This is a genomic window from Segatella copri (assembly GCF_015074785.1).
GTDB lineage: Bacteria > Bacteroidota > Bacteroidia > Bacteroidales > Bacteroidaceae > Prevotella.
On the sequence record NZ_CP042464.1, the window covers coordinates 3,258,071 to 3,284,755 of the forward strand.

Here is a 26,685-nt window from a genome sequence, read left to right on the forward strand (position 1 = left end):
TTTCAGGTTTCCCCGCTTGCTTGATGTAAGCGGGAAACAGACGACGGCTATGTCCTCTGTTTAGGCAAAACTGATAACGCCCTGTACTGTAGCATCATCATTATTGTCTTCTTTCGGTTCTGTATTACCGGAAGCTATATTACGGATTTCTTCCAGAGTCTGTCGGGTACGCTTATAGGTAGGCGTGTTTTCTACCTGAAGGATGACATCCTCGTTATCCAAATCTTCCTGGCGGAACAGGAATATGTGTGGATGACGCTTATACTGTGTCGTATTGCCATCGCTGCCATAATAGCGCTTGCGGCGGTCTTCTCTTTCAGCACGTTTCTCCTCTTCTTCAGCGAGACGGCGAGATTCTTCCTCAGTATGTTTCTTGAGGTGGCGGTTCATTCCCTCTACATCCTCGAGTCCGAAACCTGTTGCGAGTACGGTTACCTTTACGCGGCTTCCCAATTCAGGGTCAATGGCAAGACCCCATTTCAATTCGAAGTCGTCACCGAATTTCTCCATAAAGTCGTTGACATCATTCATCTCGTCCATGGTCAAGCCAGGATTATCTTTCTTCTCGCTTGCAAATGCGATGCTGAGCAGAATCTTCTTAGAGTTGAATACGTCATTATCGTTAAGGAGTGGTGAGTTCAATGCATCTTCTATCGCTTTCTTTACTCTTCCTTCTCCCTCACCGTAACCTGTACTCATGATAGCCACACCGCCATCTTTCAGTACGGTCTTCACATCATTGAAGTCGAGGTTGATGAGACCATGTACGGTAATGATTTCAGCGATACTCTTGGCAGCTACACTCAATGTGTCGTCAGCTTTGCCGAAGGCATCGAGAACGGCAAGGTCTGGATAAATCTGGCGAAGACGTTCATTGTTGATTACCAGTAAGGCATCTACATGCTTCGACATTTCCTCTACACCATCCAATGCCTGGTCAATCTTCTTAGGACCTTCAAAACGGAATGGGATGGTTACGATACCAACGGTAAGAATACCTAACTCCTTACTTACTCTGGCGATGACAGGTGCTGCACCTGTACCGGTACCGCCACCCATACCCGCTGTGATGAATGCCATTTTTGTTCCATCGTTGAGCATGTTCTTGATATCTTCAAGAGTCTCTTCGGCAGCCTGGCGTGCCTTGGCAGGTTTGTTTCCTGCACCCAGACCTTCCTTACCTAGCTGCAGGTGTACAGGCACAGGTGAGTCGTTAAGTGCCTGGTTGTCTGTGTTGCAGAGTACGAATGTTACATCGTGTATACCTTCGCGGTACATGTGGTTGACGGCATTTCCACCGCCACCACCAACACCAATCACTTTGATGATGCTATTTTCTTTTTCAGGTTCCCCAAAGTCAAGAATATGAGGAGCGTTTCCATTATCTAGCATAGTCGTATAATCTTTATAGGGTTTATCTATCTGATTTTTTATTTAACCTGTTGTGAAATCTGTTTTCTGATAGCCTGGTCTTTGGCATCTTATTCTTCTTCAGAAATGGTATCTTTCACAAACTTCTTGAAACCTCTCATCATTTTATGGATGAGACTGTTTTCTTTGCGTCTCTTTTCTTCTTCTTCGGCTTCTTTTTCTGCCAGAAGTCTTGCCTCAGCTTCTTCCAGTTCTTTTTGCTTGCGGGCAGCTTCGTCAGCAGCCGCTTTTTCTGCTGCAGTAAGAACAACGCCCTTGCCGGCAGTCTCGTTAGGGTTTCTTGGAGCCTTGTGCTGCTCGGCTGCTACTGGCTTTTCTGAAGAATTGCTGAAGAGATCAGTGCCGATTTCGTCACCTGCACAGTTCATGTCTCCCTTTGCCAGGAGTCCCAATACGGTGTTCATTGTACCATCGTGATTGGTAATCTTAGGATCCTTGGAGTTGACTGTTTGAGAAATAAACTTGGCAATGCGTACTTTGTCGATGTGGGTATGTGTCTTGAAAACCTTATCGATTTCAGGCATGTTGCTGCCGCCACCTGTAAGGATGATACCACCCAACAGCTTATCTGAGAATTCCACAGGAATCTGGAACCATGCGTTTTCTACGATTTCCTCTACGCGTGCTTCTACGATTTCGATGAACTTCTTGCTTTCAACCACTCTATCCTTGTCGATAGGGTAGTTCAGGGTCGGGTCGATATTGTTGATATCGGTATAAGCCTTGGCATACTTGAGTTTCATATTTTCTGCATCAGGCTCTTCAATCTGAAGACAAGTTAAGTCTTTGGTCACGTTGCCGCCGCCCAATGGGATGACAGAGAGATGACGAAGTATACCTTTATAATATACAGAAACGGTTGTCGTATCGGCACCCAAGTCAACAAGCATACAGCCTGCACGCTTTTCTGAGTCTGTCAAAACGCTGTCAGCCATAGCTAAAGGAGCCAGGTACATTTCTGCAATAGGAATGTTGGCATTTTCAAAACAGGTATTGATATTGTTATAGAAGTTCTTGCGCCAAAGTATATTCAGGAAGATACCTTCCAGATGGTTACACTGTATTCCTACAGGGTCTATCTGGTATTGGTTGTCTATCTTGTATTCCTGAGTTGCAGCATCCAGGATTTCCTGGTCCTGATAGGTCATGTTGCGGTTGATATCCATCAGTTCATTGATCATCTCTTGTGAGATGATGGTGTTACCTGGGAGATCCTTGACAATGACGTTTTTGATACTGCGTATAGAGCGACCGCCCACGCCTACATAGACCTGGGTGATATCCTGTTTCAGTATATTCTTCAACTTCTTGATGATGTTGGTCAAGCATTGGCAGGTTTTGTCAATGTTATAGATTACACCCTTTCTGATGCAAGAAGATGAATCTTCCTCTACGGTGGCAAGTACGGTGATGCTGCCGTCCAAATTCTTCTGACCTGCTATACCTGTCATCTTAGATGAGCCAAGTTCGATAGCTACAATAAATTCCTTTGGCATAGTTCTTATATGTTATCTTAATCTGTTTCTATTTTCTAATTAGCTATTTTGATGCTTTTTACATATGATCTGGTTGTCGAATTCGATATTGATATACGAATACTTGTTCCAGCCAGCTTGTGAGAGTCCATACTTATAGAATTTCTCTAATCGATTCATCTTCTTGTTGACGAAATCGTTGATGGCTTGCTCTCGTTTGTCGATGAGGTTGGTCTCTGGCAGGTTACCTATATATATAATGTGGTTGCCTACTCGCGGTACCAGTTCTATTCCTCTATCAGGCAGGACATTGATCTGTTCTATCTGGTTTCGCCAGAGTTCATTCGTCATCAGCGCTTTGCTTAGTAATGAGATGTATTTTTTAGCATACCACTTGTTGATGTAGCCCGTTGCGATGATAATGTCGCATGTATAGTTCGTGTTGGGCATGATCTGATTGTGGTCATCAATATAATAGTCCTCGTTGCTGATGCTTTTGATTCTGACGATTGGCATGCGTTGGGTGAGGTAAATGTCAACAAGACCATCCTGAGTCTTTGAACATTCTGCCGTCTTGACGAAAGGACTGGTCTTCAAGGTTTCTTCTATCATGCGGGCGTTCACCTCTTTGAGCGGTTCCCCCAGCGGATAGAGTTTCCTGGCTTCCAGTCGTTTCTTGATTTCCTTCGCATTCAGAAAGCCATTCGTCATCTCATCTTGAATGTTGATGTTCACCTTGGTGCATACCAACTTCGTTTCATCAGGTTTGTTAAACCTGGTGAAAGCGAATACCAGATAAGTACCGAGTACTAAATCCAGTGCGATGATGATGGTTTTCTTCCAATTGATATGCATTTATTTCTTTTCAAGTATTTTGGTAATTTGTGGAACATAGTTGTCCAAATCGCCAGCTCCTAAGATAACTAGAACATCGAAGTCTCGATTCTTTACCAGGTCAAGAACGTCTTCTTTGTGAATCATGCTCTTTTCTACACCTGGTTTCAGATTGTCATAGATAAGCTTGGAGGTTACTCCTGGAATAGGCTGCTCACGAGCTGGATAGATGTCGCAGAGGATAACCTCGTCCAAGAGACTCAAACTGTTGGCGAAATCTTTATAGAAATCGCGGGTTCTAGTATACAAGTGAGGCTGGAAGATGGCTGTTATCTTACGGTCCTTGTATAACTCTCTGATACTCTTAGCACTCTGATATATCTCCTTTGGATGATGAGCATAATCAGACAGGAATACCAGTTTGTTATTCTTGATCTTAAAGTCGAAACGGCGGTCAACTCCTCCGTAGGTCTTCATGCCGTTACGGAGTTCATCGGCTGTACAACCATTCAACTGTGCCATTGCCATTGCTGCCACACCATTTGTGATGTTGATAGGCACAGGCTGTCCGAGTTCTACGCCCGTTACGTTCTCGATAGGAGAGATGAAATCAAAGGTGATACCTCCATTCTCTATCTTGATGTTCTCAGCGTGGAAGTCGCCCTCGTCCTGACTGTATTCGTATATCTTGACACCGTCTTGTACGTGTTGCTTCATCTCCAGACCTTTGTGGATGATGAGTGCACCGCCCGGTTGGATCAGTTCTGTATAGTGACGGAAACTCTCCAGATAAGCCTCCTTGGTGCCGTAGATGTCGAGATGGTCTGGGTCTGTAGCCGTGATGACGCTCATCCATGGGCGCAACCAGTGGAAACTGCGGTCAAACTCATCTGCTTCAATGACAACATAGTCGCTCTTGTCGGAGAGGATATAGTTGGTGCCATAGTTCTTTGAGATACCACCCAGGAAGGCATTACAGTCAATATGGCTTTGGTGCATGATGTGAGCACACATGGTAGATGTTGATGTCTTTCCGTGTGTACCCGCTACGCACAGTCCCTTATGTGTACGGGTTAATGTACCCAGAACCTGAGCTCGCTTCTCGATGGTGAAGCCATTCTCATGGAAGAAAACCAGTTCCTTGTGTTCAGCAGGAATTGCCGGTGTGTAGACTACCAATGTTGTCTTGGCGTCCTTGCAGGCTTCTGGTATGAGGTCAACATTCTCCTCATAGTGGATAAGCATTCCCTCTTTCTCCAACTCGTGAGTTAGATTGGATGGAGTCTTGTCATATCCGGCTACAACCAACTTCTTGCTGAGGAAGTATCTGGCGATGGCGCTCATTCCGATGCCGCCCGCTCCTACAAAATAAACTGCTTTAATATCTTTTATTTCCATTACTTTGTTGCTAATTTGATTACTTCGTCGGCGATGACGTCGGCAGAGTTCTTTAATCCTAATTTCTTGATATTCTCACAGAGCGAAGCAAGCTTAGCCTCGTCTTTTACCGTGTCAACTGCTTTCTTGAGCAATACCTCTGGTGCATCGGCATCCTTTACGTAGATGGCAGCATCTTTGTTGACTAATGCCATGGCGTTCTTGGTCTGGTGGTCTTCTGCCACATTAGGGCTTGGAACCAGGATAACCGGTTTGCCGATGAGGCAGAACTCGCTGATACTGCTGGCACCTGCGCGGCTGATAACCAGGTCGGCTGCCTTGTAAGCTGCACCCATGTCGCTGATGAAATCAGTAACCTTGAGCATTGGCAGCTCCTGACCTTTCAGTTGCTCCATGATGGCAGCATTATAGTATTTACCTGTTTGCCAGATAAACTGTACGCCGCTTTCTTTCACCAGGTCGAGGTGCTGGAGCACACTCTCGTTGATGGTTCTTGCGCCAAGGCTGCCACCTACGAGCAAGATAGTCTTCTTTTCTGGGTCGAGACCGAATTGCTTGCGTGCTTCTTCCGGGGTGATGGTAGTTTCCAATACATTCTGGCGAACAGGATTACCGGTCATGATAATCTTGTCTGCTGGGAAGAAACGCTCCATTCCTTCGTAAGCCACACAGATTTTTTCAGCCTTCTTGGCCAAGAGCTTATTGGTTACACCAGCGTATGAATTCTGCTCCTGGATGAGGCAAGGTATTCCTTTGCTGGCACAAACATTGAGAGTCGGACCGCTAGCATAGCCACCTACGCCCACAGCTGCCATAGGCTTGAAGTTTTTGATGATGCTCTTTGCCATGTGCTGGCTCTTCCATATCTTGAAGAGTACGGCGATGTTCTTGAGCAGATGCTTTCTGTCAAAGCCGCAGATAGGCAAGCCCTTGATCTCATAACCCGCAGCAGGTACACGCTGCATTTCCATTCTGCCGAGTGCACCTACAAACAAAATCTTAGCATCAGGGCGCTTTGCCTTGATGGCATTTGCAATGGATACGGCAGGGAAGATGTGACCACCTGTGCCGCCTCCGCTTATGATAATTCTTAATTCATTATTCATATCCGTTCATGTTTATAACGCAAAGGTATAAAAAAATATCGATTTAACGGCATTTTCTGCCATTTTTTCACCTTAATTTATAAAACTCTTGTCAGGCAGCCACCATTTTGCTGTCGTCGAGCTCATTTTGAGGTATCTCTTTCTTCTTGGCTGTTCTACTGATACTCAGGATGATGCCCAGGTACAGACAGTTGATGATGGTAGATGTACCACCTCTACTGATGAGTGGTAGTGGCTGTCCTGTAACAGGAGCCAAACCTACTGCTACTGCCATGTTGAAGAGTGCCTGGGTAACCAGCATGATGGCGAGTCCCATGCAGAGGAATGCTGGAAAATTGTTCTCGCACCGGTTGGCTATTCTGCCAGCTCTGAACAGGAGGATGATATAGAGGAATGCAACCAGTGCGGCTCCCCATATACCCATCTCTTCGATGATGATGGCATAGATGAAGTCTGAGAACGCCTGTGAGAGGAAGTCTCTTTCTACTGAGTTTCCAGGCCCTTTGCCTACGATGTTGGAAGAGGCGATGGCGATGTTGGCATGTGCCACTTGGGCATCTTTGTCGAGATCGACATCCTGTGGGGCTACAGGCTTTGAGTTCATAAACTTGTCAATACGGGCTTTCCAGGTGTCGGCTCTATGGAACATCTTTTCTGCCATGTTAGGCTTGTTCTGTTCCTGCTCAACCTTCTCGGTCAGCGTATTTTCCGGTTTATTGCCCTCTTCGCCCTTGTCCTGTCCTACTATCATGATACCAGCAAAGGCTGTGACGATGACAATCATGCACAGTCCCACCAGCTTGCCAATCTGGTTCATCGGCACTCGTCCGATGAGCATCATGGCTAAGATTGTGATACTGAGGAGCATGGCTGTGGATAAGTTTTCCAGTCCGATGAGAATTACAAATGGAGCAGTTGCTACAAGTATGAACTTGAAAGCCTTCCTGTTGGCTCCTTGAGTTGTTTGCATAGCACTAAGAATCTGAGCTACAGCCAGTACTACCGCTCCCTTTGCTATTTCTGAAGGCTGGAACTGTATGCCCATCAGAGAGAACCATCGGGAGGCTCCGTTGGTAGATTGACCGGTAGCCAAGACCAGGACGAGCAACAGTAATGAGATGCCCATCACGACGGGGGTAACAATCTTGAAGTACTTGCATTTCACCTTGAGCATGCAAATCATGGTGAACAGACCGCCTCCCAAGAGCAAGATGTGGCGGATGACAGGTGCCATGTAGTTTCCTGTCTTGTACGACAAGGAGCTGGAGGCAGAATATACCTCCACGATGCTTATCATACAGAGAAAGAAGAAGACCATCCAGATCACCTTGTCTCCCTTGAAAATATTACCAATGCTCTTGTTATTCATTTCTTTATAGTTCTATCTGTTCTATTTTTTGAAAACTGTTATTCTCCGATAGCTCTTGCCAGCGCCTTAAACTGCTCGCCTCTATCTTCCATGTTCTTGAAGAGGTCGAAACTTGCGCAGCATGGGCTGAGGAGTACGGTATCGCCCGGCTTTGCCAATTCCTGGCAGGCTGCCACGCAATCCTTCATGCTGTGGGTGTCGCGTACAGGGATGCCGAGTGCGTCAAAGTTGTCGTGCAACTTCTGGTTGTCGGCTCCGAGATATACGATACCAGCACATTTCTCCTTTACCAGGTCCTTGATCTGGTTATAGTCATTTCCCTTATCCTTACCGCCGATGATGAGGATGGTAGGGGTGGTCATACTCTCCAGCGCATACCAGCAGGCATCTACGTTGGTAGCCTTTGAATCGTTCACATAGTAAACGCCCTGGTACTTGCCCACTTTCTCCAGACGGTGCTCTACACCAGGGAAGTCGCTCAAGCCTTTGTGCAGGGTCTCGTGGTCGATGCCTACGATGTTGCATGCCAGACCTGCAGCCAGACTGTTATAGATGTTATGCTTGCCGCGTAGACTCATGTCTGCCTGTGGCATTTCGAAGTCTGAAGGGAAGTTGAGTTTGTATTTGCCGTCTTCGATAAAGCCAACGCAACCCTCCTCCTTGAACTCAGAGAATGGGCAGAGATGTGACTTGAGGTTGTACTTAGCCAGCTCCTTTGTAACGATAGGATCATCGTTCCAGAAGATGAAGCTGTCTTCCTCTGTCTGATTCTGGGTGATGCGCATCTTGGCATCGGTATAGTTCTGCATCTTAAACTCATAGCGGTCCAGATGGTCTGGAGTGATGTTGAGCAGGATGGCCACATTGGCACGGAACTTATACATATTGTCGAGTTGGAAACTGCTCAGCTCGATGACGTAGTACTTATGAGGAGTTTCAGCCACCTGAAGGGCCAGACTCTTTCCGATGTTGCCTGCCAGACCTACATCATAGCCAGCCGACTTGATGATGTGGTAAATCAGCGAGGTAGTGGTTGTCTTACCGTTACTTCCCGTGATACAAATCATCTTGGCATCAGTATATCTGCCCGCAAATTCTATTTCGCTGATGATAGGTGTACCCTTAGCCATCAGTTTCTGTATCATAGGTGCTTCCTTAGGAATACCCGGACTCTTGATGACTTCATCTGCATCTAAAATCTTTTCTTCTGTATGGTGACCTTCTTCCCATTCGATGTTGTGGTCATCCATCAACTTCTTGTAGTTATCCTTGATCTTTGACATGTCTGAAACAAAGACCTCGAATCCCTCTTTCTTTGCCAGCACGGCTGCACCTGCGCCACTTTCGCCAGCTCCTAAAATTACAATTTTGCTCATTGTCTTATTCTCTATACTTGTCGGGCTGATAAGAGCCTGTATTTTATCTGATCTTCAATGTGATGATGGTCAATGCTGCCAGAATGATGGTTACAATCCAGAAACGGATGGTAATCTTTGATTCATGGAAGCAGTTGCGAGGCTTCTTCCACAGATACTTGCAGTCAGGATCCAGCTGACTGTCCTGTGTGCGGAAGTTGTCGTGGATAGGTGTGCGCTTGAAGATACGCTGCTTCACACCTCTCCGCTTTCCTATCTTGTAATAGTAAACCTGCATCATCACGCTGAGGCTTTCTACGAAGAAAATACCGCAGAGGATAGGCAGCATCAGCTCCTTGTGGATGATGATGGCACCTACTGCGATGATACCGCCGATGGTCAGCGAACCCGTATCGCCCATGAATACCTGGGCAGGGTAGGCGTTGTACCAGAGAAAACCGATGAGGGCTCCGATGAAGGCACAGAAGAATACTACCAGTTCCTCAGAACCAGGAATATACATGATATTGAGGTAGGCGGCAAACTCGATGTGCGACGACACATACGCAAGTATGCCTAGCGCCACACCTATGATGGCGGAGTTTCCGGCACACATTCCGTCCATACCATCGTTGAGGTTGGCACCGTTTGATACGGCTGTTACAACGAAGATGGTCATGATGACGAAGAGAATCCAGCCTGCTGCTACCTTGTACTTACCGCAGAAACTGGTGATGCTGGAATAATCGAGGTTGTGTCCCTTGACGAATGGGATGGTGGTCTTCAGCGATTTTCTTGCTTCCGTACGATGCTTTACCACCGTTTCCTGTCCCTGTTGCTCGATGGCGAGGTTCTCGTTCATCTTTACATCAGGTGAAGACCAGAGTACCAGTCCCACGATCAGGCCGATGCCAATCTGTCCTATAATCTTATATTTGCCCTTCAATCCCTCCTTGTCGCGCTTGAATATTTTGATGAAGTCGTCCATTCCACCGAGAAAGCCGAGCCATACGGTGGTGATGATCATCAGGATCAGATAGATGTTGCGCAAACGTCCGAGTAACAGTACCGGTACGAGGATAGCCAGGATGATGATGACACCACCCATAGAAGGAACGCCAATCTTCTTGACACCGAACGGGTCGATGCTGGCATCGCGCTGTGTCTCTGTAATTTGCTTGCTTTTGAGATACTTGATGAATTTCTCGCCGAACCAGGCAGAGATTACCAATGATAAAATCAGCGCAAGCAGGGCACGGAATGAGATGTAGCCCCACATGTGAGAACCTGTGATGCCCCACTGCTCCAGAAATCTAAAGAGATAGTATAACATTTTTCTTTCTTTTCTTGATTGATTTTACTTCTGTGAAATTCCGAAGATGTCGCGAATCACCTCCTTATCGTCAAAGTGGTGCTTTACGCCCTTGATTTCCTGGTAATCTTCGTGTCCCTTACCGGCTACGAGAATCACGTCGCCCTTCTTTGCCAGCATGCAGGCTGTGCGGATGGCTTCCTTGCGGTCTACGATGCTGATTACCTTCTTCATCTGCTGGGCATTGAGTCCGGCAAGCATGTCGTTGATGATGTCCTGTGGCTCTTCGAAACGTGGGTTGTCGCTGGTGATGATTACCTTATCGCTCTGCTTTACAGCCTCCTGTGCCATCAATGGACGCTTGCCCTTGTCACGGTTGCCACCGGCACCGCAAACGGTGATGACTTCTCCGTCCTTGCCTTCGAGCACTTCATGGATGGCGTTCAATACGTTCTCCAGTGCATCTGGTGTATGGGCATAGTCAACAATGGCGGTATAACCTTCTGGCGACTGGATTGGTTCCAGTCTTCCGCTTACGCTGTGAAGGGTACTCATCACTACGAGTACATCCTCTGGCTTCTTGCCGAGCATAATGGCTGCACCATATACGGCAAGCAGGTTGCTCACGTTGAACTTACCGATGAACTGTACGCCCACTTCTCTGCCGTCAATCTCCAGATACATGCCGCCGAAGTGACACTCCAGGATCCTGGCTCTGAAGTCTGCCATGCTGCGGGTAGAGTAGGTTTTCACGGTAGCCTTGGTGTTCTGTACCATGATCATGCCGTTCTTGTCGTCGGCATTGGTAATGGCAAAGGCAGTCTTAGGCAGTCCGTCGAAGAAAGCCTTCTTGGCGTTACGGTAGTTCTCGAATGTCTTGTGATAATCGAGATGATCGCGGGTCAGGTTGGTGAACAAGCCTCCGGCAAACTGCAATCCTCCGATACGCTTCTGTGCGATGGCGTGAGAAGAGCACTCCATGAAGGCATACTCGCAGCCTGCCTCTACCATCTTGCCCAGGAGCATGTTCAGCTCGATAGGGTCTGGGGTGGTATGGTCGGCAGGGATAGCCTCGTCCTCAATGTAGTTGCAGACGGTAGAGAGCAAGCCGCACTTATGGCCGAACTTGCGGAACATATTATATAATAAGGTGGCAATGGTGGTCTTACCATTGGTACCTGTTACGCCTACCAGTTTGAGCTTTCTTGAAGGGTCGCCGTAGAAGAGGGTTGCTACCTTGCCGACAGCATCCTCGGTCGAAGCGACCTGAATGTAAGTTACGCCTTCAACTTTCTCTTCAGGCATGTCTTCGCACAAAACCGACTTTGCGCCCAGTTCCAATGCCTTTGGAATAAACTTGTGACCGTCAACCTGCGTTCCTTTCATGGCAACGAAGAGATGACCTTCCTTAATCTTGCGAGAGTCGATGTTTACTCCCGTAACCTCTACATCAGCATCGCCGATTATCTGAACCGGCTCGATGTTTTTGAGTAATTCTTGTAACTTCATATCCTGTTTCTGTTTTATATTCTATATATTTCTTTATCTACACCTTATTATATATAGGGTTTCAGATAACTGTTTCTGAGTTTTATTCGAGCACAATGCTGCATACGGCACCTTTCTTGATGACCGTTCCCGGCACCAGACTCTGCTTTACTACCTTTCCTCTACCTATAATCTGGGTCTTGATGCCCCGGCTCTCCATATTGTAGATAGCGTCTCGGGCTCCCATTCCGGTAACGTCGGGTACGATTGTCTTGCCGTATTGCTTCTCCCTGATGAGTTTGATGCTGTGGTTACCCACGCGCTCCGCCTTACCCCAGATAGGGTTGCCGTCGGCATAGCTGCCACTCCAGTTGGCATTGGTCTTGATGCCGAGGTGGCTGAGCACATAGTTGGCAGCAAGTATATTGCCTGCCTTTACGTCAGGAACGAAGACGGATGCTGAGTCGCGGGCGTCCTTTACGTCAACTTTCAGACTCTGCGCCATGATGCCTTCTGAAATCTCATGGAACACCTTACCGCACATCGTACCGCCCGAAGCAGGCAAACCGGATTTCTGTATGCAGACGATACAGCTGTAGCGTGGCGCATCGGCAGGGAAGTAGCCTGCGAAACTGATGAGATAGCTGGTTCCGCCACTCTTATATCCACCGGCACCTTTTGAAATCTGGGCTGTACCGGTCTTTCCTGCCACTTTGAAGTTAGGCGAACCGGCTTTCTTTCCCAGTCCCACGCTTACCACCTGTTCCAGGATGGTTTGCAGTTCCTTGATGCTCTTCTCCTTGGCTATCTGCTGGCGCATCACTTCAGGAGGAAATTCCATGATGGTTTCTCCGTTCTTCATTACCTTGCTCACGAATCTTGGTCGCATCATCTTGCCGTTGTTGGCGATGGTGTTGTAGAAGGTGAGGGTAGAGATAGGCGGTATCTGGGTCTCATATCCGATACTCATCCATGGCAAACTGGTCTTTGCCCAGTTGTCATATTGTCCGTTCTTGTTTCTGTGCGGCATGCGGATTCTGGCTGGCGTTGCTCCCACCAGCGGAATCTTCAGGTCGTCGTGCAGACCGGTACGGTAGATACCCTTTACGAATTTCTCCGGGTTGTTGCGGTAATGGTCGTCTATGATGCGGCTCACACCGATGTTCGAACTGTACCACAGGGTCTGTGCGAGGGTCAGCATTCCGTATCCGCCTTTTCGCCAGTTGTGGTCTTTCATTTCTCTGCCGTACATCGGCCATATACCGCCACCGGTTTCTACGTGATAGGTTGTGTCTACCACTCCGTCGTCCAGCGCTACGAGGATAGAGGCTGGCTTGAACACCGAACCTGGCTCCAGAAGGTCGCTCACGGCATGGTTGTGGATCTCTCTGTATTCGCCGTCGAAACATTTCTCCATGTTTACGATGGCCTTGATGTCGCCCGTAGGTACATCCATCACGATGGCTACACCCACATTGGCGTTGATTTCCTTCAGCTCGTCGATGAGTGAGCGTTCGGCAAGGTCTTGCATGCTCACGTCGATGGTGGTCACGATATCGGCTCCGTCAATAGGAGGGGTATCGGTAATGTCGAGGAACTTGTTGCGCACCTTGCGGCGATGCACGATACCGTTGGTGCCTCGCAGGATGGAGTCGTAACTCAGCTCCAGACCGAAGCGGGCGGTATCCTTGGCGCCATACATGGCTCCGATGGTACGGCCTGCCAGCGAACCGTAAGTTCTGGTTCGGGCATTATATTCTTCCCAGTGGAAACCGCTCTGGTAGGGTTTCAGGCGGAATACAGGGATGTCCTTTATCTCGGTGAAGGTGTTATAGTCTACACGCTTCGGATAAACCGGCCAGTGGCGGCTCATCTTGGCGCGACCTTCGGTGAGGTGCTTCTTGAAATCAGACTCGCTCAGGTTCGGGAATATCTGGTGCAGGCAAAGACAGATGGAGTCTTGCTTGGCATCCCACAGCGAGTCGTTTTCTGCATCTTTCAGCGCCTTGAAGTCCATGAAAACCTTAAACTCCGGCAGCGAACTTGCCATCAGCTGTCCTGTGCAGCTCAAGATGTTGCCTCGGTTTGGCTTTACGGTCACGGAATCCTTTTTCTGCCGTTCTGCCACCTTCATCCAGTAATCATGCTTGGCGGTCATGATGTAGAGCGCTTTACCCACTACGGCTATGGCGAAAATCGTCATGATGATGGCAATGGCGCTGTAGCGGGGCATTACTTTCTTGTGATCAAATTTGCTGCTCATTCTTCGGGTACGTTTATGATGTATGGAGGTTGGGTAGCGATGTGCAGCACGCTGTCTTTGTTGTTTTTCAGCATGTCGAGCACATTACTTTCACGACTCTTCTCTGTTATCTGGCTGCTTGTAGACAGCGCTTTATATTTGGTGTCTTGCAGTTCTTTCTGCAGTTTGTCCAACTCGATGATATCGTTCTGGATATTGTATCGGTTGGATATGTAGATAATGACAAAAAACACGATGAGGATAACGAGCCATATCTGCCGGCGTATGATTTGTGCGGTAAGAATGTCTCCACCCAGAATCTTTCGCAGCGTAAAGCTCGATGATCCTGAAGCCTCTTCCTCAATGGCTTGCTTGGCAATCACTTCCTTGAGCGAAGCCTGTAGAGCCTCCTGCTGCTGTGGCTCCTGCTGCGGAGTTTCCTGCTTCGGCGGTTCCTGTGATGCCTGTGCCTTTTCTTCGGCTATAGGCTTCTCGCTGATGTTTATGTCTTTATCGTTTATCATTTCTTTTCTGCTATTCTTAGTTTGGCGCTTCTGCTCCTAGGGTTTCTTTCCTGCTCGTCGGCATCGGGAACGATAACCTTGTTGTTCACGAGTTTGAAAGGGGTTTCTATTCTTCCGAAGAAGTCCTGCTCTATCTTGCCTTCTGCATTGCCCGCTTTCATCATGTTCTTTACGATTCTGTCTTCCAGCGAGTGATAGGTGATGACGCTGAGTCTGCCTCCCGGTTTCAGGAGTTCCGTGGCTGAGCGGAGCATCTCTTTCAGGGCGTCCATCTCGTGGTTCACTTCTATGCGCAGCGCCTGGAAGAGCTTTGCCATGTCTTTCTTCTCGCGTTCCCGCTTGAAGAGGGGCTCTACGGCTGCCATGAAGTCTTTGGTGGTGAGGATGGGCTTCTCGGCTCTTGCCTTGACGAGTGCCGAGGCGATGCGGCGCGAGTTCTTCAGCTCACCGTATAGGTAGAAGATGTCGGCAAGGGCACCTTCGTCATATTCGTTTACGATGTCGGCAGCAGTCTTCCCCGCACGTTTGTTCATGCGCATGTCGAGTGGGGAGTCGAAACGGAAGGAGAAACCGCGGGTCTCGTCATCGAAGTGATGGCTCGATACGCCCAGGTCGGCTAACAGTCCGTCGAGTCCGTCTACCCCGTAGTAGCGCATCCAGTTTTTCAGGAATCTGAAGTTGGAGCATACGAAGGTGAAGTTCTCGTTTGCCACCACGTTGCGTTCTGCATCGGCATCCTGGTCGAAGCTGTACAGGTGCGCTCCCTCCGTCAGGCGCGACAGAATCTCTTTAGAGTGTCCGCCACCACCGAAGGTTACGTCTACATAGATGCCTCCTGGCTGTATGTTCAACCCGTCAACGCTCTCCTTGAGGAGCACCGGTACGTGATATGTTTCTGCTGTCTTTATCATATATCTTTTTGCTGTCTTATCGCGTTATAATATTGCGTGCGTACTTATTAGTGTATAAATTTGGGTTCAAAGGTACATAAAAATCTCCATATAGCCTTACATTTTCCCACAAAATTTATAAAACTTAATGAAAAAGTTGTTTTTGGTCAACTTCACCTTCCAGTTTCGGGCATCGCCTTTTTGTTCTCATCAAGTGTGATGTTTTTGCAAAAATACGTGCAAAATGGGCTCGATTTGTCGTGATAGTTTAAAAAAACTAATAATTTTTCGCTTTTTTGCTATTTTTTTGGAAAAAATGGCACGTATTTGAAAAAGTTGAGTTACTTTTGCACTAACTTATATAAGTTTTAGCAAACATGAGTGAATCAATAGAGAAAACGATAGACATAGATAAGATTCTTAAGAGCAAGATGGGAAGCAAGGTGAAATTCGTACCGCGCTTCCTGGTTTCCTGGCTCAAGAAGATTATTCACGAGGACGAAGTGAACAGGTTCTTGTGGGAGAGCCGTGGCCTTTCGGGTACTGAATGGCTCACCGAATGTGTGCGCTATCTGAAGATGGATGTTGAAATCGTAGGCTTGGAAAACCTGCCTGACAAGAACGACGGCAAACTCTATACCTTTGTTTCCAATCATCCTCTGGGCGGACAGGACGGCGTATGTCTCGGTTCCATCATCGGCAAGCACTATGATGGCAAGTTCCGCTATCTGGTGAATGATCTTCTGCTCAACTTGCCGGGTTTGAAACCTGTAAGTATCGGCATCAACAAGACGGGTCGCCAGAGCCGCGATTTCCCACGTATGGTGGAGGCGGGCTTCAAGAGTGACAACCACATGCTGATGTTTCCGGCAGGCTTGAACAGCCGCAAGCGCAAGGATGGAACCATCCACGACCTGCCTTGGAAGAAGACGTTTATCTCTAAGAGTGTAGAATATCAGCGCGATGTGGTGCCTATCCATTTCGGAGGGCGCAACTCTGAGCGTTTCTACCGCATCGCCCGATTTAGCGACAAGTATCTGCCGTTCAATCTCGCCATGCTGTTCCTAGTTGACGAGATGTACAGAAATGTGGGCAAGCATTTCCGCATCTCTATCGGCAAGCCGATTCCTTGGCAGACTTTTGATAAGAGCAAGTCGGCTACAGAGTGGGCGCAGTATGTTGAAGACAGGGTTTATGAACTTTAATGGTTTGCAAAACCCGGAAGAATTGTTTTATATTAACGAAATCGTAGAATCATAGCATATAAGAAGAGTAATATGGAAGAAGAAATCATCCAACCGATTGACCGTGAGCTCCTGAAGAGCGAGCTTACACCCGACAAACAACTGAGAATGACCAATAAGAGCCATAACGAGATTTACATCGTTACGGCAAAAGATTCGCCTAATGTGCTGAAAGAGATTGGTCGACTTCGTGAAATCGCATTCCGCGAAGCGGGAGGCGGAACGGGCAAATCTATGGATCTTGATGAGTTCGACTTTGGTGACAACTGTTACAAGCAGCTGATTGTCTGGAATCCTGAAGCCGATGAGATTATCGGCGGTTACCGTTATCTCCTGGGTAAGGACTGGCTGCTCGATGAGAAGGGACAGCCTAAGCTGGCAACCAGCCACATGTTCCATTTCTCCGACAAGTTCCTCAAGGAGTATATGCCTTATACCGTAGAGTTGGGCCGTTCCTTCGTTTCGCTCGAATATCAGAATGTGCGTACCAACACCAAGAGCATCTTTGCTCTTGACAATCTCTGGGATGGTTTGGGCGCTTTGACGGTTCTCTATCCGGAAGTAAAATATTTCTTCGGCAAGATGACGATGTATCCGTCTTACATCCGTCGTGGTCGCGACATGATTCTCTATTTCCTCAAGAAGCATTTTGATGACAAGGAGAACCTCGTAATCCCGATGAAACCGCTGAAATTGGATACTCCGGAGAGTGATTTGGCTGCCATCTTTACAGAAGATGACTTCAAGGCAGACTATCGTATCCTGAACCGTGAGGTTCGCAAGTTGGGTTATAATATCCCTCCTCTTGTTAATGCCTACATGAGTCTGAGTCCTACGATGAAGCTTTTCGGTACCGCCATCAACTATGGTTTTGGTGATGTGGAGGAGACCGGTATCCTCATTGCCATCGATGAGATTCTCGAAGAGAAGCGAGTTCGCCATATCAACAGTTTTATTAAGGAACATCCTGAGGCTCTGAAGATTACGAGCGGAGCCAATAAAGTAATTTATAAGGAAAAAAATATCTAACCTATACCGCAGAATCCCATGTTCTTATTGCTTATTGGCAATAGAAACATGGGATTTTTGTTTTCTGTAAAAACTGCTTGCCTCGGTTAAATAGTCTTAATGAATCTCTGAAAAGGCAGCGGAATTTTGGTTTTATGTGTCGAAAAGTGTATCTTTGCGCAGGTTTTATGTGTCAGAAAGTGTAAAGATATATCACCAACATGCCGTTATACGGGGTGTCTTTAAAATGAATTGCAATATGGACAGAAAATTATCAATCAGATTTTATAAAGACCGGGAAGTAAGAGCGGTTTGGGACGGGGAATACAACAAGTGGTGGTTCTCTGTGCTGGATATTATCGGCGTATTGAACGAGCAGGACGATTATAGCAAGAACCGTAATTACTGGAAGTATCTGAAAAATAAACTGAAGAAGGAAAATAATGAACTGGTTAGTGCTACTAACCAGTTGAAATTACAAGCTCCTGACGGCAAACTGCGTTTGACCGATGTCCTCGACAACGAAGGTATTATGTTGCTAGCCAGGAACTTTCCTAACAATAAAGCTGCCGACTTTCTGGATTGGTTTACCTATAGCGATAATACCATTGATGGCCAGAGCCGCAAGAAAGCATACACTCTTTTTGAGAGTGAACTGATTAATTCCATTACTGAAGGTTCTGTCAAAGGTTTGCAGCAGATTCATGCTTTCCTCTTTGGTGGTCTATACGATTTTGCGGGACAGATCCGAACTATGAACATTGCAAAGGGCGGTTTCCAATTTGCCATGGCGCAGTATCTTCCACAAACACTTGCTGGAATCGAACAGATGCCGGAAAGTACGCTGGATGAAATCATCGACAAATACGTAGAAATGAACATTGCTCATCCTTTCCGTGAGGGAAATGGCAGAGCTACGCGCATTTGGCTTGACTTGATATTGAAGCGCAGGCTGAAAAAATGCGTGGATTGGAGCCTTATTGACAAGAACGATTATTTGGCTGCGATGACACAAAGTGTTGTTGATAGTAGTAGCATCAAACAGCTTATTTCCAATGCTTTAACAGATCAAATTGAAGACCGTGAGGTCTTCATGAAGGGCATAGACTATTCTTATTATTATGAGCAGGTGGATGAATAAATAAAAAGAAAAATAACACGGACAAATTCAAATTGTCCGTGTTATTTTTTAGTTTAAGATCTGTTTTATCCCTTACATTTTCCCTTATACAATAGGCAGACTGATTCCGTTGATTTTCTGATAGATGTCGAGCGCATAGATGTCGGTCATGCCGCTGATATAATCAATTACCGCCATGATGCGCTCCTCCAGATTCTCGTTCTCTATATCATACTGGCTACTTACCCGGCGCAGGAGCTGTTTGGAGTAGAAGCGCGATGGGTTTACGGCAGCTTCGATGAAAACCTCCATCAGAGTTGCCATGATTTGATAACCCGACAGTTCTATGTCGAGTACCGGCTTGCTTTGGTAAATCTTTGAGTAAGAGATCTTCTCACATTCCTTGTATGCCTTTTTCTGGCGCTCGGAAATGTGGTCGATGAGACAGCCCTCGAAAGTTCCGGCAAGGATTTCCTCCTCGTGCGCCAGGAAGGCTGCCACACATTCGTTCTCCAGTTTGCCGATGACGCTGGCTCTCATGTAAACCACTTTCTCGTTTTCGTCAGTCAGTTCTTCGTCGATGATGCGCTGGCGTATCTTCTGCTGGATATCTTCATCGAAGAAACTCAGCAGCAAGTGCTCGGTCTCGGCAAAGGAAAGAATCTTGAGCTTATGGGAGTCTTCGATGTCCATGATTTCGTAGCAGATATCGTCGGCAGCTTCTACCATATATACAAGTGGATGGCGGGCGTATTTGAGAGGCTCACCCGGTGCAGATTTGCAAAAAATGCCCAATTCATCGGCAATTTTCCTATAAGATTCCGTTTCTGAAGCAAAGAAACCGAATTTTCCGTGGTTGCCGGCAAGACAGCTTGCAAACGGGTATTTCACGATGGAAGCAAGCATGGAATAGGTCATGACGAAACCACCCTGACGGCGCCCCTTGAATCGGTGGGTCAGGATTCTGAAGGCATTTGCGTTACCTTCGAAATGCGTAATATCATCCCAAAACTCCGATGAAACCATTGATTTTATCTTCTGACCCGGTCCTTCAGAGAAGAAAGTCTGGATGGCTTTCTCGCCGGAATGACCGAAAGGCGGATTGCCCAAATCATGTGCCAGACAGGCTGCACTTACGATGGTACCTATCTCTTCGACGAGCGTATCCTTCAGTTCAGGCCGCTTCTGGATGACACGTCGGGAAATGTCGTTACCTATCGACATGCCCACACTTGCCACCTCCAGACTGTGGGTGAGGCGGTTGTGAACGAAGATGCTGCCCGGCAAAGGGAAAACCTGCGTCTTGTTCTGCAGGCGGCGGAATGCCGATGAAAAGATAAGACGGTCGTAATCGCGCTTGAATTCAGAGCGATCATCATGGCGCTCGGCATGCTTATGCTCCTGTCCGAAACGCTTGTTGGATATCAGTTGTTTCCATTCCATATTATTGTATTACTTGATTCTGTAGCGCAAAAATACACTAAAGTAAGCACAAATCAAAATAAAATATGATAAATTACATGTTTTTATCCTCAAAAATTCATTTATTCCATCAAAATTGCTTATTTTTGCAGATTATTAAACTCAGACACAGATAAAAAAGAAGAAGTCATGATAAAAGTACAGATTATCAACAAGGGGCATCAGCCTCTACCTGCGTTTGCCACACCTCAGAGTGCCGGCATGGATTTGCGTGCAAACATCGATGAGGCAATCGTGCTTCATCCTATGGAGCGACGACTGGTGCCAACCGGTCTTTATATGGCTTTGCCTGCAGGTTATGAAGCGCAGATCCGTCCTCGCAGCGGTCTGGCTTTGAAGCATGGCATTACCGTATTGAATACGCCGGGAACCATTGATGCCGATTATCGCGGCGAAATCATGGTTCTGCTCATCAATTTCTCTACAGAGGATTTCGTTATCAACGATGGCGAACGTATAGCCCAGATGGTGCTGGCTAAGCACGAACAATGCGATTTCATCGAGGTTAATGAACTCGATGAAACCGAACGTGGAGCCGGCGGATACGGTCATACGGGTGTAAAATAACAGATTATTAAAGATAGAATAGAAAGGATTAGAATCGTGAAGATGAATCTTAGAAATATCAGTTGGGCAATGGGGCTGGTCTTGCTGGGTTCGGTAGCCATGCCGTCGCTTGCCCGTAAAAAGAAGGTGCAGCCGGTTCAGAAGCCGGCGGTTCAGGAGGACCATCTCTCTCCGAACGACCGCCAGCGCTACAACTATTTCTTCCTGGAGGGAGCGCGCCAGCAGGCTGCCGGCAATTATTCGGCAGCTTTCGACCTTTTTGAGCATGCCCGGAAGATTGACCCGAAGGCGGCTGAAACCTATTTCTATGAGTCGCTTTTCTATTCTCAGCTCAAGCAGGATTCCCTGGCACTTGCCTATATGCAGAAGGCAATAGAACTGAATCCGGAAAACCAGACCTATGCAGAGCAGTTGGGCAGATATTATATAGGTAGCCAGAAATACGATCTTGCCATCGATGCCTATGAGGATCTGTATGCCAAAAACCACGATAATACCGATGCCCTCCGCATCCTGGTTCAGCTTTATTCCCAGAATAAGGATTATAAATCGGTACTCAAAACCATTTCGCGTCTTGAGGTGGAAGAAGGTGAAAGCGAACAGTTCACCCTCTCTAAAATGAGAGTTTATGAACTGATGAACGACAAGAAGGCTGCCTATCAGGAACTGAAGTCGCTGGTAGACCAGCATCCGCTGGATATGCAGTATAAGACAATGCTGGGCAACTGGCTCGTACAGCACAACCGCCAGAAGGAAGCCTACAAGTGCTTTACCGATGTACTGAAGGAAGAGCCTGATAACTCCTATGCCCAGATGTCGCTTTACGACTATTATAATGCCACCCATCAGGAGCAGCTTGCCGGGCAAATGCTCGATAAGATATTGATGAGTCCGAAATCGGATCTGGAGACCAAAGTGATGATGTACCGCTCTTTCATTCAGAAGAACGAGAGCGAAGGTGGCGATTCTACCAAGGTGATTGCGCTGTTCGACAAGGCACTCAACGTAGCTCATCCGTCAGCCGAAGTGGCAGAGATGAGAGCTGCTTATATGAGTTTGAAGAAGATGCCTGCCGACTCTGTTTGCCGTGCCTTCGAAAAGGTGCTTACCATAGCTCCGGATAACGTGAATGCCAGAATGCAACTTGTACAGATGCTCTGGAACGAGAAGAAATATGACCTGGTTTCCCTGCAATGTAAGGCGGCTCAGGAGTATAATCCCGAAGAAATGGTGTTCTATTACTTCGGTGGAATGGCGTATTATCAGAAAGATAAGGAAGACGAGGCGCTCCGTGAGTTCCGTCTCGGATTGGCGCAGGTGAATGCACAGTCGCCTGCCGACCTGGTATCCGACCTCTATGCCGTAACCGGCGATATCCTTCATAAGAAAGGTGAAGAGCAGGAAGCCTTTGCGGCTTACGATTCCTGCCTGCAATGGAAAGACGACAACGTGATGGCTCTGAACAACTATGCCTACTATCTGAGCGAGAAGGGTGTTGACCTGCATAAGGCTGAGGCGATGAGCTACAAGACCATCAAGGCAGAGCCGAACAACGGTACTTATCTGGATACCTATGCTTGGATTCTCTTTATGGAAGAACGCTATGCTGATGCCAAGACTTATATAGACCAGGCACTCAAAAACCGCGATTCCACCGCAGATAACAGTACGGTTCTGGAACATGCCGGAGATATCTATTATATGAATGGTATGGCCGATGAATCCGTGGATTTCTGGAAGAAAGCCTATACCGGCGAGAACCAGACTGAGGTGCTGGCATGGAAGATTAAGAACAGACAATATATTACCGGAGAAGAACTGAAGAAGCGTAATGCGCCAAAGCAGAAACCTGCCGCTACGAAGAAGTCAGTTAGAAAAGGTAAGAAGAAATAAACGGAAAGTAGAAAAATCAGGAAAGATGAAATATACAATGAAGAAGAATAAGATGATGCTGCTTGCCGCAGCCTGCAGCATCCTGCTCCTCGGTTCTTGCGGAACCAGCAAGAATGTACAGGGTTCTGGCTCCACATCAGCCAGTCATCAGAAAGAGAATGCCACCAAGGGTTCTGCCTCTCGTCAGAGTGAGACGCTCAAGAAGTTGGCTTTCGTACAGAAGGTTTCAGACAATCAGGTGTATACCAGGAATATTGTAGGCAACATGTCGTTTACTCTCCAGGCAGGTGATAAGGACATTACCGTGCCGGGCAAACTGAGCATGCGTAAGGATGAAATCATCCGCATCCAGCTCTTTATTCCTATCTTAGGTACAGAGGTGGGCCGTCTGGAGTTTACTCCCGACCATGTACTTATCATCGACCGTCTTCACAAGGAATATATCAAGGCAGATTATACCCAGGTAGACTTCCTCAAGAAGCAGGGCATCTCCTTCTATTCTCTGCAGGCTCTCTTCTGGAACCAGCTGCTCCTGCCGGGCGAAAGAACTGTGAAGGAATCAGACCTCAAGAAGTTTGATGCCACCCTGGATGTGGCAGGAGACAATGTGCCGGTAAGTTTCAAGAATGGAAACATGACCTATTCCTGGACAGCCAACCGCACTACCGGCCGTATCATAGCTGCAGATGTTGTCTATAAGAGTGCGCAGAACGGCACCTCCAATCTCCACGTCGACTACGGCAACTTCAAGAGTGTAGGCGTCAAGATGTTCCCTGCCTCCCTGAATCTGGCGATGACCACTACTGCTACCAGGAAAAAGCAGGAGGCTAAGATCAGTCTGGAATTGAATCAGGTGAAGACCGACAGCAAGTGGAGTACTCAGACAGAGATTTCCAGCAAATACAAGCAGATTTCTCCAACAGATGTGCTCAGCAAGATATTGAGTATGTAGATGCTCATCGAGAGTTTGTAAGTATAGAATATGAGTTTTTAATATAAGAAATGAAGCGAATCTTATTATTCATCATGGCAATCACCTTCTCGCTCGCACCTTTTGCGCAGAAGCATTCTGCCCAGAAGAAGCCGGTGAGAAAGACTGCCGTAACTGCGAAAAAGAAGCCTGCTACTCCTGCCAGAAAGACGAACAGCAGAAGTCATGCGGCCAGAAAGACATCCAAACCAGCTGCGCCAACCAGAGCAGAACGCAAGGCGGCAACCTATAGCAATGCCTCTATCCGAGGTTTGCAGGGACAGCGCGCTTCTATCCGGAAGAAGATCAGAGAGCAGGAGCAGGCTTTGCAGAGAAATAAGGCGGATGTGAAGAAACGTCTTGAAGACCTGATGGCGCTGAACGGAGAAATAGACCAGAGTCAGAAGAAGATTGACGGCATCCAGAAGGATATCCATCATATTGACGGCAATATCGGCATTCTGCAGGCACAGTTGAAAACGCTTCAGCAACAGTTGCAGGACCGCAAGAACAAGTATATCCGTTCCATGCGCTATATGAGCCGTCATCATACGGTTCAGGATAAGCTGATGTTCATCTTCAGCGCCAAGAATCTGACACAGATGTATCGCCGCCTTTCCTTCATCCGCCAGTATTCTTCCTATCAGAAGGTGCAGGGCGAGGCTGTAAAGGCTAAGCAGAAGCAGGTGAACGAGAAGCACCAGCAGTTGCAGCATGTAAAGGGACATAAGAACACCTTATTATATAAGGGTAAGCAGGAGAAGACGGCATTGGAAGGTAAGCAGACCCAGCAGCAGGAGATGGTGCAGGGACTGCAGAAACAGCAGAAGACCATTCAGGCTGTAATTGCCGACCAGCGTCAGAAAGATGCGGCAATCAACGCTCAGATTGACCGCTTGATAGCTCAGGAAGTAGCCAAGGCAAGAGCCCGTGCTGCTGCCGAGGCTAAGCGAAAGGCCGCTGCCGCTGCTGCCGCCAAGAAACGTGCCGAGGAACTGGCTCGCAAGAAAGCTGCTGCCGAGGCTGCTGCCAGAGAGAATGCCCGTCGTATAGCCGAAGCCAAGGCGCGTGAGGCTGCTGCCGAAGCTGCCCGCAGAAAGGCTGCCGAAGAAGCAAGACTGGCTGCCGAGGCTGCAAGAAAGGCTCAGGAGGAGGCTGCTGCCCAGGCAGAAGCAAAGGCGAAGGCAAAAGCGCAGGCTAGGGCGCGTGCTGCTGCCGAGGCTGCCAAGCGTGCTGCCGCAGAGCAGGCTGCCCGTGAGGCTGCTGCCGAACAGGCTGCAAGAAAGGCGGAGGCTGAAAGACAGGCTGCCGAGTTGAAGGCGAAGATGGATGCGGAACGCAGTACCCGTGAGATTGCCGCTGCCAAGAAGGAGGCACAGGAGGCTTCTACCTTGAGTTCGGTAGACCGCATGCTGAGCGGTGGATTCGAGGCTAACCGTGGTAGATTGCCGATGCCTATCAGCGGCAGTTACCGTGTGGTGAGTCATTTCGGTCAGTATAATGTAGAAGGTTTGAAGGGCGTAACGCTCGACAATAAGGGTATCAATATCCAGGGCAAGCCGGGTTGTGTGGCTCGCAGCATCTACGATGGTGAGGTGAGTGCCGTTTTCGGTTATGGTGGCATGTGGAACGTGCTGGTCCGTCATGGTGCCTACATCTCTGTTTACTGTAATCTGAAATCGGTCAGCGTTCATAAGGGTCAGAAGGTAAGTACCCGTCAGGCTTTGGGTAGTGTTGGCTCTGAAAACATCCTCCAGTTCCAGCTTCGCAAGGAGACTGCCAAGCTCAATCCGGAGGCTTGGCTGAGCCGATAATGTATGAATAATTGCAGACGGTAGTATTTTTACTGCCTGGTTGCTGTAAATGATTCAAGTTTCGTAAGTTTTTGCCCCACACGCCCTGTTTTGCCCCACACGCCCTGAAAGGGCAGAAACTCCTAGCCCAGGGCGTGCTGCTTCTGGAGCTTTTGGGCCTTCAGCCCGTACTTAAGCCATATGCGAAAGTTCAGTTGCTAAGTCAGAAAATAGAAGACAATCGCTTGCAAATTGTGCAAACGATTGTCTTTTTTTTATGCTATTTATTTAACTTTTCTTCATCTGCTTTTCAAAAAGTATTCTTATTTTTGCCGACGAAATCTTATAATTCAAACTTAATACATTTTGTTTATGCAGAAATTTTATACGTTGATTTGTACACTGGTATTGCTGCTGAGCATGACCTTCATGGCTCCAGTTTCAGCACTTGCGGCAGACTATACACCAGTGGTAACGGAAAATGAAATCTCCGTGTTTTTGGAAACAAGTTATGACAATGCCAAGATTTGGGCATGGAATGACAAGGTGAGTCAGTTTACTACTGCTAAGTGGCCTGGAGATGCCATGACTTTGGTGGGAACTAAAGATGGCAAGAATGTCTTTAAATGGACATATACAGTTGGTACTGAAATTCCTACTGGTGTTATCTTTACTCATGATGGTGGGCAGAAACTTGTAGACGCTAACCTGGAATTCAAGAATCATGGATATTATGTAGAAGGTAATTTCACCAAGACCATTGAGACTGCTCCTGCAGGCAAGGTAAAGGTGTTCTTTGATAATACAATAGAGAACCTGAAGAATGTATATTGCTATATTTATAACGGAACTGAGGCTTCTGTAGAATGGCCTGGCGTGAAGATGCAGCTCGACGAAGAGACTGAGTATAACGGCAAGAAAGGCTATTATTCTTTGGAGGTTCCTGCTGCTTTCCTTACAGGTTGTTTCGTCATCAATAATGGCGAAGCAGGTTCAGCTCTTCAGGGAGAAACGGTTTATGTAGACGGTAAGGTTGTTACAGCCATAGAGAATACTACCATCACAGCTGTGAAGAAGACAACCGATGATGCCTGGTATTCTATCACAGGTGTCCGTATCAGCAAGCCTGCTCAGCCAGGACTCTATATTCACAATGGTAAAAAAGTAATCATCAGAAAATAATA

The 26,685-nt window shown here is 47.4% G+C and carries 21 protein-coding genes; 8 read left to right on the plus strand and 13 right to left on the minus strand.

The window, feature by feature from the left end; all coding sequences use genetic code 11:
* Positions 1–60: 60 nt before the first annotated feature.
* The 12 genes from ftsZ to rsmH form a co-directional block, all read right to left on the minus strand.
* Positions 61–1,392 (minus strand): cell division protein FtsZ, encoded by a 1,332-nt coding sequence (gene ftsZ, locus FO447_RS13395; protein ID WP_117692949.1) that lies wholly within the window; start codon positions 1,390–1,392, stop codon positions 61–63.
* Positions 1,393–1,481: 89 nt separating this feature from the next.
* The gene (ftsA, locus tag FO447_RS13400) at positions 1,482–2,927 is read right to left on the minus strand and encodes a cell division protein FtsA (RefSeq protein ID WP_200756777.1); all 1,446 of its coding nucleotides are present in this window, start codon (positions 2,925–2,927) and stop codon (positions 1,482–1,484) included.
* A gap of 39 nt (positions 2,928–2,966) precedes the next feature.
* Entirely contained in the window at positions 2,967–3,761 is a 795-nt protein-coding gene (locus tag FO447_RS13405) for a hypothetical protein (protein WP_022121278.1), read from the minus strand.
* On the minus strand, positions 3,762–5,138 hold the full coding sequence (gene murC / locus FO447_RS13410) for a UDP-N-acetylmuramate--L-alanine ligase (protein ID WP_200756779.1): 1,377 nt from the start codon (positions 5,136–5,138) through the stop codon (positions 3,762–3,764).
* Complete coding sequence (murG, locus tag FO447_RS13415; protein WP_117692953.1) at positions 5,138–6,244, minus strand: undecaprenyldiphospho-muramoylpentapeptide beta-N-acetylglucosaminyltransferase; 1,107 nt, start codon at positions 6,242–6,244, stop codon at positions 5,138–5,140. The genes murC and murG overlap by 1 nt, the downstream gene beginning before the upstream one ends.
* Before the next feature lie 91 nt (positions 6,245–6,335).
* The gene (locus FO447_RS13420) at positions 6,336–7,613 is read right to left on the minus strand and encodes an FtsW/RodA/SpoVE family cell cycle protein (protein ID WP_006847637.1); all 1,278 of its coding nucleotides are present in this window, start codon (positions 7,611–7,613) and stop codon (positions 6,336–6,338) included.
* A gap of 38 nt (positions 7,614–7,651) precedes the next feature.
* Positions 7,652–8,989 carry a UDP-N-acetylmuramoyl-L-alanine--D-glutamate ligase gene (gene murD, locus FO447_RS13425; RefSeq protein WP_200756781.1) on the minus strand — a complete coding sequence of 446 codons (1,338 nt, stop codon included), beginning with the start codon at positions 8,987–8,989 and terminating at the stop codon, positions 7,652–7,654.
* Positions 8,990–9,032: 43 nt separating this feature from the next.
* On the minus strand, positions 9,033–10,301 hold the full coding sequence (gene mraY / locus FO447_RS13430) for a phospho-N-acetylmuramoyl-pentapeptide-transferase (RefSeq protein WP_117692957.1): 1,269 nt from the start codon (positions 10,299–10,301) through the stop codon (positions 9,033–9,035).
* A 24-nt stretch (positions 10,302–10,325) separates the two neighbouring features.
* Complete coding sequence (locus FO447_RS13435; RefSeq protein WP_200756783.1) at positions 10,326–11,789, minus strand: UDP-N-acetylmuramoyl-L-alanyl-D-glutamate--2,6-diaminopimelate ligase; 1,464 nt, start codon at positions 11,787–11,789, stop codon at positions 10,326–10,328.
* 82 nt (positions 11,790–11,871) lie between these two features.
* Positions 11,872–14,031 (minus strand): penicillin-binding protein, encoded by a 2,160-nt coding sequence (locus tag FO447_RS13440; protein ID WP_200756785.1) that lies wholly within the window; start codon positions 14,029–14,031, stop codon positions 11,872–11,874.
* A complete protein-coding gene (locus FO447_RS13445; RefSeq protein ID WP_200756787.1) occupies positions 14,028–14,534 on the minus strand; it encodes an FtsL-like putative cell division protein in 507 nt (168 codons plus the stop codon). Before FO447_RS13445 ends, FO447_RS13440 begins: the two co-directional genes overlap by 4 nt.
* The gene (gene rsmH, locus FO447_RS13450) at positions 14,531–15,445 is read right to left on the minus strand and encodes a 16S rRNA (cytosine(1402)-N(4))-methyltransferase RsmH (RefSeq protein WP_200756789.1); all 915 of its coding nucleotides are present in this window, start codon (positions 15,443–15,445) and stop codon (positions 14,531–14,533) included. Before rsmH ends, FO447_RS13445 begins: the two co-directional genes overlap by 4 nt.
* 356 nt (positions 15,446–15,801) lie before the next feature.
* Between rsmH and FO447_RS13455 the strand changes: the two genes are divergently transcribed.
* From FO447_RS13455 to fic, 3 genes are all read left to right on the plus strand, one after another.
* Complete coding sequence (locus FO447_RS13455) at positions 15,802–16,629, plus strand: glycerol acyltransferase (protein ID WP_118416213.1); 828 nt, start codon at positions 15,802–15,804, stop codon at positions 16,627–16,629.
* 72 nt (positions 16,630–16,701) lie between these two features.
* A complete protein-coding gene (locus tag FO447_RS13460; RefSeq protein ID WP_200756791.1) occupies positions 16,702–17,697 on the plus strand; it encodes a GNAT family N-acetyltransferase in 996 nt (331 codons plus the stop codon).
* 238 nt (positions 17,698–17,935) lie between these two features.
* Positions 17,936–18,817 (plus strand): protein adenylyltransferase Fic, encoded by an 882-nt coding sequence (gene fic, locus FO447_RS13465; protein WP_117692967.1) that lies wholly within the window; start codon positions 17,936–17,938, stop codon positions 18,815–18,817.
* Between the two features lie 84 nt (positions 18,818–18,901).
* Here fic and FO447_RS13470 read toward each other — a convergent pair whose 3' ends face one another.
* A complete protein-coding gene (locus FO447_RS13470; RefSeq protein WP_200756793.1) occupies positions 18,902–20,239 on the minus strand; it encodes a deoxyguanosinetriphosphate triphosphohydrolase in 1,338 nt (445 codons plus the stop codon).
* A 168-nt stretch (positions 20,240–20,407) separates the two neighbouring features.
* Here FO447_RS13470 and dut point away from each other — a divergent pair, with 168 nt between their 5' ends.
* The 5 genes from dut (at position 20,408) to FO447_RS13495 (ending at position 26,683) form a co-directional block, all read left to right on the plus strand.
* The gene (gene dut, locus FO447_RS13475; protein WP_117692971.1) at positions 20,408–20,845 is read left to right on the plus strand and encodes a dUTP diphosphatase; all 438 of its coding nucleotides are present in this window, start codon (positions 20,408–20,410) and stop codon (positions 20,843–20,845) included.
* 42 nt (positions 20,846–20,887) lie between these two features.
* Positions 20,888–22,738 carry a tetratricopeptide repeat protein gene (locus FO447_RS13480; protein WP_200756795.1) on the plus strand — a complete coding sequence of 617 codons (1,851 nt, stop codon included), beginning with the start codon at positions 20,888–20,890 and terminating at the stop codon, positions 22,736–22,738.
* A gap of 37 nt (positions 22,739–22,775) precedes the next feature.
* A complete protein-coding gene (locus FO447_RS13485) occupies positions 22,776–23,690 on the plus strand; it encodes a DUF4292 domain-containing protein (protein ID WP_234699010.1) in 915 nt (304 codons plus the stop codon).
* 50 nt (positions 23,691–23,740) lie between these two features.
* Positions 23,741–25,522, plus strand: coding sequence for a murein hydrolase activator EnvC family protein (locus tag FO447_RS13490; protein WP_200756799.1), 1,782 nt, complete (start codon positions 23,741–23,743; stop codon positions 25,520–25,522).
* A gap of 351 nt (positions 25,523–25,873) precedes the next feature.
* Positions 25,874–26,683 carry a starch-binding protein gene (locus tag FO447_RS13495; RefSeq protein WP_200756801.1) on the plus strand — a complete coding sequence of 270 codons (810 nt, stop codon included), beginning with the start codon at positions 25,874–25,876 and terminating at the stop codon, positions 26,681–26,683.
* Positions 26,684–26,685: the final 2 nt, after the last annotated feature.